At 68.8% G+C, this 11,268-nt stretch carries 8 protein-coding genes and 1 pseudogene; 2 read left to right on the forward strand and 7 right to left on the reverse strand.

Going from position 1 to position 11,268, the window contains the following annotated elements:
• Together MZTS_RS21110 and MZTS_RS21115 are read right to left on the reverse strand one after the other, a co-directional pair.
• Positions 1 to 857: pseudogene (locus tag MZTS_RS21110) on the reverse strand (hypothetical protein); the annotation flags it as partial.
• A gap of 102 nt (positions 858 to 959) precedes the next feature.
• Positions 960 to 1,754 (reverse strand): hypothetical protein, encoded by a 795-nt coding sequence (locus MZTS_RS21115; protein ID WP_009865499.1) that lies wholly within the window; start codon positions 1,752 to 1,754, stop codon positions 960 to 962.
• 544 nt (positions 1,755 to 2,298) lie between these two features.
• Between MZTS_RS21115 and MZTS_RS21120 the strand changes: the two genes are divergently transcribed.
• Positions 2,299 to 3,225, forward strand: a complete 927-nt coding sequence (locus tag MZTS_RS21120) for a lipid kinase (RefSeq protein ID WP_192285305.1) — start codon at positions 2,299 to 2,301, stop codon at positions 3,223 to 3,225.
• 38 nt (positions 3,226 to 3,263) lie between these two features.
• The gene (locus MZTS_RS21125) at positions 3,264 to 4,007 is read left to right on the forward strand and encodes a membrane protein TerC (protein ID WP_009862109.1); all 744 of its coding nucleotides are present in this window, start codon (positions 3,264 to 3,266) and stop codon (positions 4,005 to 4,007) included.
• Between the two features lie 43 nt (positions 4,008 to 4,050).
• On the opposite strand, the gene fhuF is transcribed toward MZTS_RS21125, so the two are convergent.
• From fhuF to MZTS_RS21150, 5 genes are all read right to left on the reverse strand, one after another.
• A complete protein-coding gene (fhuF, locus tag MZTS_RS21130; protein ID WP_192285310.1) occupies positions 4,051 to 4,776 on the reverse strand; it encodes a siderophore-iron reductase FhuF in 726 nt (241 codons plus the stop codon).
• A 13-nt stretch (positions 4,777 to 4,789) separates the two neighbouring features.
• Positions 4,790 to 7,045, reverse strand: a complete 2,256-nt coding sequence (locus MZTS_RS21135) for a TonB-dependent siderophore receptor (protein ID WP_192285306.1) — start codon at positions 7,043 to 7,045, stop codon at positions 4,790 to 4,792.
• A gap of 308 nt (positions 7,046 to 7,353) precedes the next feature.
• Positions 7,354 to 9,087 carry a ubiquinone-dependent pyruvate dehydrogenase gene (gene poxB, locus MZTS_RS21140; RefSeq protein ID WP_192285307.1) on the reverse strand — a complete coding sequence of 578 codons (1,734 nt, stop codon included), beginning with the start codon at positions 9,085 to 9,087 and terminating at the stop codon, positions 7,354 to 7,356.
• 246 nt (positions 9,088 to 9,333) lie between these two features.
• A complete protein-coding gene (gene rho, locus MZTS_RS21145) occupies positions 9,334 to 10,677 on the reverse strand; it encodes a transcription termination factor Rho (RefSeq protein WP_192285308.1) in 1,344 nt (447 codons plus the stop codon).
• Positions 10,678 to 10,925: 248 nt separating this feature from the next.
• Positions 10,926 to 11,268, reverse strand: a 343-nt coding sequence (locus MZTS_RS21150; protein WP_192285309.1) for a Smr/MutS family protein, incomplete at its 5' end; no start/stop codon positions are given.

Raw genomic sequence — 11,268 nt, forward strand, 5'->3', positions numbered from 1 at the left:
GTCTGCCGGGGGGAGGGACCGGATTCCTCCGTCTCGCGTCCGCTCACGGTGAGCGCCACGACGAGGCCGGCACCGGCGACGGCGCCGAGCGCCATCAGGGCGATCGGCTGGCGGCTTCCGACGGAAAGAACATCCTCCGCGAGGTCGCGCAGCCGCGTCGCCCTCCGCACCGGCTGCAGCCCTCCGGCGAGACGCTGCCAGCCGTCTCCAAGGCGGGCACGTGCCCCGGCAAAGCTTTCCGCGCCACCGGCGGTGGGCGCGTCGCGAGCGGGGGCCACCGTATCCGGCGTGGGACGGGAGCGGGGTTTCAGGCGCTCGGCGAGGCGGCTGCGCCAGCCCTCGACCGTCTCGCTCGCGGCGCTGGCCAGGGCCCGGCTGCGCTCGGCGGAGGTGCTGGCCAGGGAGCGCGCCAGGGCCGATTGCGTCTCCACGAAGCGCGCGCCCGCGGCCCGTACGTCGGCGATGGTGTCTCGGGCCGGTTCCGGCTCGGGCTCCGGGCGAGGGGGCAGGAACAGGGGCGCGTGCTGGGCGCGGAGTTCCGCGATCAGCTCGTGCAGGGCGAGCGGCACGCCCGCGCTTCCCTCTTCCCGTAAACGCACCGCGCCGGTCCGATCGACGATCCGGTATCCGGGCATGCCGTCGGCGGGCTCGACGAATCCTTCCGCGATCAGAGCCAGGGTGCGCCGGGCGACGGGCCGCACGCCCTGCCGGTCGAGTTCGGCCAGGATCAGCGCCCGGATGCGACGGTCGTCCTCGGAGACCGGCACCTCCGGCGGCGTGGCAGCCTCCTCCTTGGTCCGGCCTGCGGCCTTTGCCGATCCCTTCACGCGCGTGCTGCCCCACTTCTTTCCCGCCACGGGCGCCCTGTCGGAGAGGCGCCCGGCTGTCCTTCTACAGCATGGACCGCCCGGCGTATCCGGTCGATGCGGCCTGTCTTCCTGGCCGCCTCGTCGGTCGTCTCATTCAGGCGCCCGGCTCAGGACGCGGCTCGTTTCGGAGACGATCACCGGGCGGCCGCCCGCGAAGCTGACCGTCAGGATGAGTTCGGCCACGCCCCGCGAGCGCGCGCCGCGGGCGGGACTGATGGCGGTGAAATCGTGGACCGTGCGCACGACGCAGGTGGCGCTGGGCCCATCGCAGGCGACCTGCGGCGCCCCTTGCGCCTCGTAGCGCCGCTCGGGCCAGCGCTGCGCGAAACGCTGCTTCTCGGCCATCAGGGCGCCGACCGACAGGGGGCTGCCGTAGAAGACGACCCGGTTGTCGTAGAAGCGCGGCGCGGAGGCCAGCATCGCCCCGTTGGGGGCCGACACGCTGGCGAGATAATCCAGGCTCAGGCGCTGGGCGGCCACCGCCCAGTCGGAGAAGCGCGGATCGGGCTCGGCCCGGGCGACCGGCGCGGTGGCGGGCAGGGCAGGGCGGTAGGAGCGCGCGGTCCTCGCGGAACTCAGCTCGCGGGCCCGTTCGCGCCGCTCGGCCCGGCGGGTGCGGCGCGACTCGGCGGCGTGGGAGCGGTCATGGCGTCGTGCTTGTCTGCGGGCGGGCGCCGCCGTGGTCCGGCGCGAGGCGGAGCCGGAGGCCGCCTCGGCCTCGGTGCGCTCGGCGGGTTTCGCCGCCGGCTTCGCCCGCTCGCTGCCGGTGCTCGGCTTGTCGGATTTGGCCGGCGGATCGATCCAGTTCGATCCCTGCTGGGCCAGGGCGACACCGGTTGCACAGGCCGAGGAGAGGAGAAGGGTCAGAAGCAGGACGGGGCGCATGACGAGACCGATCGGGCGAGCAGGCCTGTAGGTGCTTCGCGGAACGCCCGGCCGCCTTCGGCTCTCACCGTTGGCTTGGGGCGGCCGCGGGCATTCCGCGGTGAAGGGCAGCCGGTTCAAAGGAACGCGCGACGATACCGCTACGGTTCCGCGAAGGCCGGTGGCCGTGTGGGATTTGCCTACACCGAGACCGGGGCCCTTGCGACCGCTCCCCGGCTCGAAGCGGGTGTTACCCCCGCTGTCCAAACCCGGTGGCGCCCCGATCTCACACCACCCTCCCAGGCCCTTGCCATCCCGCCGGAAGAGCCCACTTGAGCGTGGCTGCCCTGCCCATCCTGCCTTTCCGTGGCAGGCGGATGCTTCCCTGGTGAAATGTCGGGTGAGGGTGCCGAGATGGGTCCGGGCCCCTCTGGCGGTCGAGGCGTCGGCCGTGATGTCGGATTCTTATCCGCTTGCGCGGACGCGGCGCGAGAGCGTGCGAGGATTGCCTCTTGCCGGCGATGCCGATTTTCCTGCCCCGTCCGATCCTGTGCGGAGCGGTCGCTTGAGTGCTGCCTCCTCCGCCGGCCGCCGCGCCCTCCTCCTCGTCAACGGCAAGGCCCGCAGCGGCGGTGCGCCCCTGGACGCGATCCGCGCGATCCTGCGCCAGGGCGGTCTCGAGCTGGTCGAACCGGAGAACAGCACGGATTGCAAGGAGGTGATCGGCCGCCATGCCGGCGCGGTCGATCTGGTGATCCTCGGCGGCGGCGACGGCACCATGAACGCGGCGGCCTCCGCCCTCGTGGAGACGAAGCTGCCCTTCGGCATCCTGCCGCTCGGCACCGCCAACGATCTCGCCCGCTCCCTCGGGCTCCCCCTCGAACCGGAGGCGGCGGCGCGGGTGATCCCGACCGCGCCGGAGAAGGCGATCGACCTCGGCTGGGTCAACGGACACTATTACTTCAACGTGGCGAGCATCGGCTTCTCGGCGGATCTGGCGAGCGAGCTGACGGCGGATGCCAAGAAGACGTGGGGCACGATAGGCTATGCCATCGCGGCCTTCCGGCTGCTGCGCCGGGCCCGGCCCTTCACGGTGACGATCGAGCATGACGGGCGCATCGAGAAGGTGACGACCATCCAGGCCTCCGTCGGCAACGGGCGCCATTACGGCGGCGGCATGACCGTACAGGAGGATGCCACCGTCGATGACGGCCGGCTCGACTTCTACAGCCTGGAGGTCGCCCATTGGTGGCGCCTCATCGCCCTGCTGCCGGCCCTGCGCCGGGGCACCCACGGCAAGGCCGCGGATGTGCGCGCCTTCGAAACCACGGAGCTGGTGCTGACGACCCGCAAGCCGCGGGCGGTCAACACCGACGGTGAGCTGACCACCTGGACGCCGGCCCATTTCAAGGTGGTGCCGAAAGCCGTGCGCGTGTTGGCGCCGGAGACTGCTCCGCCCGGAGCCGCGACCCGCTTCCCTCTGCCGTTCTGAACGGCGGCCTATCCCCTTCTCGAACCGACGGACGACCCGTGGACAGCCTTCTGCAACTTGCCACTGACCCGACCGCCTGGGCGGCTCTGGCGACCCTGGTCGTGATGGAGGTGGTCCTCGGCATCGACAACCTGATCTTCATCTCGATCATCACCAACAGGCTGCCGGGCGGGCAGCAGAGCCGGGCGCGGCGCATCGGCATCGGGCTGGCGCTGATCCTGCGGCTCGCTTTGCTCGGCACTGTCGCCTGGATCGTCCACCTGACCGAGCCGGTGTTCGAGGTGTTCGGCAAGGGCTTCTCCTGGCGCGACCTCATCCTGATCGCGGGTGGCCTGTTCCTGCTCTGGAAGGCGACCAAGGAGATCCATCACAGCGTCGATCCGAACCCGGAGGAGAAGCCGGGCAATCAGGCGGCGGTCACCTTCGCCTCGGCCATCGGCCAGATCCTGATCCTCGATCTCGTCTTCTCGATCGACTCGATCATCACGGCGGTCGGCATGACCGAGCATGTGCCCATCATGGTGATCGCGGTGATCGCCGCCGTCACGGTGATGCTGATCGCCGCCGACCCGCTCTCGCGCTTCATCGCCGCCAACCCCACCGTGGTGATGCTGGCCCTCGGCTTCCTCATCATGATCGGCATGACGCTGCTGGCCGAGGGCTTCGGGGCGCACGTGCCGAAGGGCTACATCTACACCGCCATGGCCTTCTCGGCCGGCGTGGAGGGGCTCAACATGCTGGCCCGGCGGCGCCGGAAGGCGAAGTCGCAAGCTGGCGCCTGAAGCGTGGCGGTTTTCCCGTGAAAACCCCGGGAGGAGGCGGGCCTCAGCCGCTCTTCTCCCGGCACCTCGGCAGGGGGCAGATGCCCGCGCATTCCGAGAAGCCCGGCAGGGTGTGGCGCAGGCAGCAGACGCGGCGGCGCAAGGGGGCGCCGGCGATGGCGTCGGCCCGCATCAGGGTCAGCGATGCGCAGGCCTCTCGCGGCCAGCGCAGGGCCTCCAACGCTTCGGCGATGTCCTCGGCCCGATCCGGATTGTCCCGCGCGATCTCGTCGAGCGTCCAGAACAGGTGGCCGCCCGCATTCTCCCAGAGCAGCCGAAGCGACAGCCCGGTCTCGGCCCGAAGGATGTGGATGGCCGGGGCGATGCAATCTGCGAGCAGCCGGTCGACCTGGGCCGGAAGCGAGGCGGGAAGGGCCAAGTCCTGAGTCAGATGAACCGTCTCGGGCAACCCGGTCTCCGGCGCGAAGCGGATCCCTTCCGGGGAGAGGGCCAACCCGAGCCGGGCACCCGCCGCCAGGGCCGGAGAGACCAATCCCGCGAACAGATAGGCGCTCCACAGCGAGGCGGTGGCCGGCCGCTCGGCGCCCGGATGGGCCTTCGCGAAAAGGGCCAGCGCATCCGCAAGCCCGCCGCTCCGGGCGAGCGCGGACAGGGCAGGCGCCGCCGGATCGGGATCCCGGCGCAGCCGGCCCGAGAAGGGGGCGAAGCTGCCCGAGAGGGCGTCGTCGAGATCGGCTTGGGTCAGGACGCTCAGGTGCAGGATACTCAGGCGAAAGACCGCCTCACCAGCGGTCGATCAGGCTCGCATAGACTTGCCGGGGTTGGCCGCGATAGCAGGCTCCGGCCTGGCAATTGAAATAGGCGCGATCGAACAGGTTGTTCACGTTGACCTGAAGCCGCATGCCGGTCAGCCGCGGGTCGACCTTCGCGAAATCGTAAGCCGCCACCGCATCGAACAACGTGACGGTGGAGTTGCGGAAGCTGCCCGGCACGTCGTTGGCCGGGCTGGTGCCGGCATAGCGGATGCCGCCCCCGAGGCTCAGGCCGAACAGCCGGCTATCCGGCTGGAACGCATAGTTGGCGAAGGCGGTGAAGGTGTTGGCCGGGATGCCCGACAGGGGGATGCCGACCGTCTCCGGCGCGCCCGGATTTTTGGTCGTGCGGATATCGACATGGCTGTAGGAGGCCAGCACGTTGATGCCCCGGCCGAGATTGGCGGTCAGTTCCAGCTCCGCGCCCGTCGAGCGTACCTCGCCGATCGCGGCCTGGAACCCGATCGGATTGACGGGGTCGGGCCGCAGCACGTTCGCCTGAACGATGTCGAACACCGCCATGTTGAGGAATACGTTGGTACCGGGAACCTGCGTCTTGATGCCGCCCTCGAACTGCTCGCCTGTGGTGGGCTTGAACGGGGCGCCAGCGCGGTCGAAGCCGAGCTGCGGTGCGAAGGTCGTGGCATAGCTGGCATAGGGGACGATGAAGTCCGTCAGCAGGTAGTTGGCGCCGACCCTGTAGGAGAAGGCCCTGTCTCCGATCAGCGAGTCCGGAGTCGTTGCCGTGTAGTCCTGCGTGAATTGCGAGACTTGGTCGTGCCGTCCGGTCAGGGTGAGGATCAGCGATCCGATCCGGGCCTGATCCTGCACATAGGTCCCGAGCTGTTCGATGCGCTGGCGCCCGCCGCCTATGTAATCGGGTGTGGGGATGAATTGAGCGCCGTAGTTCGGGCGGATCAGGCCGCCGATCTGCAGGCTCGGCACCACGAGGAAACCGCCTCGCTCGGTAAAGCGCGAGTTGGTGTAGTCGATGCCGCCGATCAGCGTGTGGGCGACCGGTCCGGTCGTGAACCGCGTCTCGAGTTGGTTGTCGAGGGAGATCGTGTCGAGCGTGTCGGTGATGCGCCCGTTCGAGCGAGCGGCACTCTGGAGGTCCGGACTGATCGTGTCGATCTGGGTGTATTTCAGGTCGGCGTAGACGCTCTGGTAGCGAAAATTCTGCCGGAACACGATGTCCGGGCTGAACCGGTGCTCGAAGGCGTATCCGATGCGGTATTGCCGCGTCGTGAAATCCTGGAACGCCGGATCGCCGCCGAAAAGGTTCGTCTTCTGGAAGCGCGGATCGGCGAAGTTCGAATAGGTCGAGGCGGTTCCGGGGGTCGTGCTGTCGAGGTACTCGCCCAGCACCGTCAGGCTGGTATCCGCGCTCGGCCGCCACGTGATGGCGGGGGCGATGACGGCGCGGTCGTCGAGGCCGCCGGGCAGGAAGCTGCCACTCTGCCGGAACAGGCCGGTCAGCCGGTAAGAGAGTTGCCCGTCCGTCTGCTCGATGGGGCCGCCCAGATCGAAGGCGCCCTGGTAGCGGTCGTACTTGCCGCGCTGCAGCCAGACCTCACCGAAGGGCACGCTGGTCGGGCGCTTCGACGTGACGTCAACGATGCCGCCGGGGGCACCAAGACCGTAGAGACCCGCCGCCGGCCCCCGCAGGATGGTCAAGGCATCGAGGCCGTAAGGCTCGACCTTCGGAATGGCGAAGGGGGCGGAAGGCTGGCGCAGCCCGTCCCGGTAGACGCCGACATTGGTGACCGAGAATCCGCGGATGAAGAAGGCATCGAAGCGCGGATCGTAGCCGAACACGTTCGAGGAGACGCCCGGCGTATAGGCGATCGCATCGTTGAGCGATTGAACGTTACGGTCGTTGAGCTGCTCGCGGGTGACGACGGAGACCGAGGCCGGTGTCTCGAGGATCGGCGTGTTGGTCTTCGTCGCCGCCGCGCTGCCCCTGGCCGTGTAGCCGACGACGCCGGTCGGCCCACCGCCGCCGCCGCTCGTTTCCGAGCCTACCCCGACGGCGTTGGCGGCTCCGGGAAGGGGAGCGGACGCGGACGGTTGCGCCCCCTCCCGCCGCGCGCGGTCCGCTTCGACGGAGATGGTTTCGAGGGTCGTGCTCGCCTGTTGGGCCAGGGCCGGACCGGCGAGGGCCGTGCCGGTCAGCAGCCAGCCGGCGATAGAGGACAAGCGGAAGAGAGGGGGGTAGGCAGTCATGGCAACGTCGTCGAGAAAGTCGAGACGTTGATGTTGCGCCGGGTCGGTGTGCGCAAGACTGCCAAGTCGGACTTCGATATATTGTATTTACTACAAATCGAAACGGAATCTGGATTGACCAGACCGTTCAAGAGGCTGGTCGCATCGCCGATGCCGGATCGGTCAAAAATTATCCAATGCGTGTGTCTCGGTTGCAACGCTTGCGTCGAGGGCTCGTCGGGGCGGAGAGATGCGGGACGCCGCCGCCTGCCCCCGCACCATCGAAGGGACGGGCCCGGTGACCGGGCCCGCGACGACATCGGCGAAGATCAGCGCAGCAGGTTCGTCTTCGCCAGATCGAGGATCGCGTCGCCGCGCCCGTTCATCACCGCCTGCAGCGCGTAGAGGCTGAAGCCCTTCACCTGCTCCGCCTGGAGTTTCGGCGGCATGGCCAGTTCCTGGCGGTTGGTCACCACGTCGAGGAGGGCGGGGCCGGGATGGGACAGCACGTCCGCAATCACGCCCTCCAGATCGCCCGGATCCTCGACCCGGTGGGCGTGGATCCCGATGGCGCGGGCCATCGCGGCGAAATCCGGGTTTTCCAGGGTGACACCGGTCTCGAGATAGCCAGCGGCCTTCATCTCCAGCTCGACGAAGCCGAGCGTGCCGTTGTTGTAGATGACGACCTTCACCGGCAGCTTTTCTTGGCGGAGGGTGAGGATGTCGCCCATCAGCATGGCGAAGCCGCCATCGCCCGACAGCGAGATCACCTGCCGTCCAGGGCTCGCGGCCTGGATGCCGATGGCGTGGGGCAGGGCATTGGCCATGGAGCCGTGGGCCCAGGAGCCGATCAGTCGCCGCCCGGCGCTCATGGTCAGGTAGCGCGCCGCCCAAACCGTGGGCGTGCCGACATCGGCGGTGAACACCGCATTGTCGGTGGCGGCCTCGCTGAGGAGGCGGGTGAGGTATTGCGGGTGGATCGGCCGGCGTCCGGCCTTGCCGGTGGCGAGGTCGTCGAGCCCTTCCCGCGCCTTGGCGTAGTGCTTGAGGCTGGCCTCGAGATGGCGTCCGTTGTCGTTGCCGGTCAGCCGCGGCAGCAGGGCCTCGAGGGTCGCGGCGACATCGCCGACGAGGCCGAGTTCGAGCCGGCAGCGGCGCCCGAGATTCTCAGGGCGCAGATCGACCTGCGCGATCTTGGCGTGCTCCGGGTAGAATTGCCGATAGGGAAAGTCCGTGCCGAGCATCAGCAGGGTTTCGCAGGCCTCCATGGCCGCGTAGCCCGAGGAGAAGCCGATCAGGCCGGTCATGCCGACATCGTAGGGGTTGTCGTGCTCGACATGCTCCTTGCCGCCGAGCGCGTGGACGATCGGGCTCTTGAGCCGTTCGGCCAGCCGCATCAGCGGCGCATGCGCCCCGGCGCAGCCGCGCCCGCACAGCAGCGTGATCTTTTGCGACCCGTTGAGGAGGGCCGCCAAGCGGTCGAGTTCGTCGGCCGGCGGCACCGCGACGGGCGCGCGGGGGTGAAGCGTGGCGGCGGCGGCGATGGCGCGCTTGGGCGCCTCCTTGAGGGCGACGGTGCCGGGGATCACCACTACGGCGACGCCGCGCCGGCCGACCGCCGTGCGGATCGCGGTCTCCAGCACGTTGGGCAATTGCTCGGGGTCGGAGACCAACTCGCAGAAATGGCTGCAATCGCGGAACAGCTCTTCCGGCCGGGTCGCCTGGAAGTAGTTCAGGCCGATCTCGCTCGACGGGATATGGGCGGCGATGGCGAGCACCGGCGTGCGGGTGCGGTGCGCGTCGTAGAGGCCGTTGATGAGGTGGAGATTCCCCGGTCCGCAGGAGCCGGCGCAGACCGCGAGTTCGCCGGTGACCTGCGCCTCGCCGGCGGCGGCGAAGGCGGCAACCTCCTCGTGGCGGACATGAACCCAATCGATCACGCTCCGGCTGCGGATCGCCTCGGTGATGCCGTTCAGGCTGTCGCCGACGAGCCCATAGATCCGGCGCACGCCCGCCTGCTGGAGCGTCTCGACGATCAGATCCGATACGTTGCGGGTTGCCATGCGCCGTCTCCAAGCGGGATCGCCCTGACGGGCGGTGACGGCGGGCCAACGTCAGACGAGGACGAAGGTTCGGCAGGCGGTTGATTTTGTAATTATTGCAAAATTTCTCACGTATCCGCCGCGCCGACCGGCAGAATTGTTTGTGTGTGCGCGGGCGGGGCGGCCCCACGAAAATGCCGGCATCCCTGCCGGCATGTCGTCTCCGCTCGAACGGGTCCGGTGCGGCCGGCCAAGCCGGCCGGCGGATCAGGTGTTCATCGAGTCGAAGAAGTCGCCGTTGCTCTTGGTCTGGCGCAGCTTGTCCATGAGGAACTCGATCGCGTCGGTGACGCCCATCGGGTTGAGGATCCGGCGCAGGACGTAGGTCTTCTTGAGCGAATCCGGCGGCACCAGCAGCTCCTCCTTGCGGGTGCCGGAGCGGGTGATGTCGATGGCCGGGAATATGCGCTTGTCGGAAACCTTGCGGTCCAGGATGATCTCGGAGTTGCCGGTGCCCTTGAACTCCTCGAAGATCACCTCGTCCATGCGCGAGCCGGTATCGATCAGCGCGGTGGCGATGATGGTCAGCGAACCGCCCTCCTCGATATTGCGGGCCGCGCCGAAGAAGCGCTTGGGCCGCTGCAGGGCGTTGGCGTCGACACCGCCGGTCAGCACCTTGCCGGAGGAGGGCACCACGGTGTTGTAGGCGCGGCCCAGCCGGGTGATCGAGTCCAGCAGGATCACCACGTCGCGCCCGTGCTCGACCAAGCGCTTGGCCTTCTCGATCACCATCTCGGCGACCTGCACGTGGCGGGTGGCCGGCTCGTCGAAGGTGGAGGCGATGACCTCGCCCTTCACCGAGCGCTGCATGTCGGTGACTTCCTCCGGGCGCTCGTCGATGAGCAGCACGATGAGGTAGCATTCGGGGTGATTGAGGGTGATCGATTGCGCGATGTTCTGCATCAGCACCGTCTTACCGGTGCGCGGCGGCGCGACGATCAGCGCGCGCTGGCCCTTCCCGATCGGCGACACGATGTCGATGATGCGGGGGGAAAAGTCCTTCTTGGTCGGATTGTCCAGCTCGAGCTTGAACCGCTTCGTCGGGAAGAGCGGCGTCAGGTTGTCGAAATGGACCTTGTGCTTGATCTTCTCCGGGTTCTCGAAGTTGATCGTGTTGACCTTGATCAGGGCGAAGTAGCGCTCGCCGTCCTTGGGGCCGCGGATCGGGCCCTCGACCGTGTCGCCGGTGCGCAGGCCGAACCGGCGGATCTGCGTCGGCGAGATGTAGATGTCGTCGGGGCCGGGCAGATAGTTCGAGTCGTTCGAGCGCAGGAAGCCGAACCCGTCCTGCAGCACCTCGACGGTGCCGGCCCCGATGATCTCGGTTTCGTTGGCCGCGAGCTGCTTCAGGATCGCGAACATCAGCTCTTGCTTGCGCATGGTCGAGGCGTTCTCGACCTCGACCTCTTCCGCGAAGGCGATGAGTTCGGTGGGCGACTTGGACTTGAGGTCCTGCAGCCGCACTTCGCGCCGGGTGGCGAGATCGGCCGGCGCGGCAGCGCCTTCGGCCGGGAGTTCGACGGGGTCGAGAGCGTCGTTCTGTGACGTCATGTGGGAGGATGCAACCAACGAAGGGCGGGGAGAGATCGGCCGGTTCGGGAGCAGGGCCGGGCACCGGAGAAGTGCCCCAGGTCGGGAGCCGCCGCGGGCGCGCGGCCCGGCCCACGCATCGGGTCCGCTGGGCCTCAAGTGACCTAGGGATGCGACACGGCTGCAATGGGAGAGCATGGGTCAGTAGCGCGTTTCGCCGCCCGGCTCAAGACCCCTCGGCGATTTCCGCTCCGCCGCGACGCGGCCCCTCAGCGGCGGCGCAGGCGGATGTAGAGGGCGCCGGCCCCGCCATGGTGGCGGGCCGCCTCCTCGAAGCCGAGGACGAGGCCGCGCAGTTCGGGCCCGCGCAGCCAGTGCGGCACGCTGCGGCGCAGAACGCCGCGTTCGGAAAAGCCACGATCCTGGCCGCCGAAGCCTTCGCCGCCCTTGCCGGTCACCACGAGGACGCGGGCATGCCCCGCCGCGCGGGAGCGCAGCAGGAAGCCGACCAGGGCGGCATGCGCCTCCGCCTGGTAGAGGCCGTGCAGGTCGATGCGGGCCTCGATCGTCAGCGTGCCCCGCTCCAGGCCGCGCCGGGGCTCGAACGGCGGG

The sequence above is a fragment of the Methylorubrum zatmanii genome, from assembly GCF_014845115.1.
GTDB classification, from domain to species: Bacteria; Pseudomonadota; Alphaproteobacteria; order Rhizobiales; family Beijerinckiaceae; genus Methylobacterium; species Methylobacterium zatmanii.

Excerpts from the sequence above, each read along its gene's own strand:
- MZTS_RS21115 (WP_009865499.1), bottom strand. The coding sequence starts at position 1,754 with ATGCGCCCCGTCCTGCTTCTGACCCTTCTCCTCTCCTCGGCCTGTGCA.
- MZTS_RS21135 (WP_192285306.1), bottom strand. The coding sequence starts at position 7,045 with ATGACTGCCTACCCCCCTCTCTTCCGCTTGTCCTCTATCGCCGGCTGG.
- poxB (WP_192285307.1), bottom strand. The coding sequence starts at position 9,087 with ATGGCAACCCGCAACGTATCGGATCTGATCGTCGAGACGCTCCAGCAG.
- rho (WP_192285308.1), bottom strand. The coding sequence starts at position 10,677 with ATGACGTCACAGAACGACGCTCTCGACCCCGTCGAACTCCCGGCCGAA.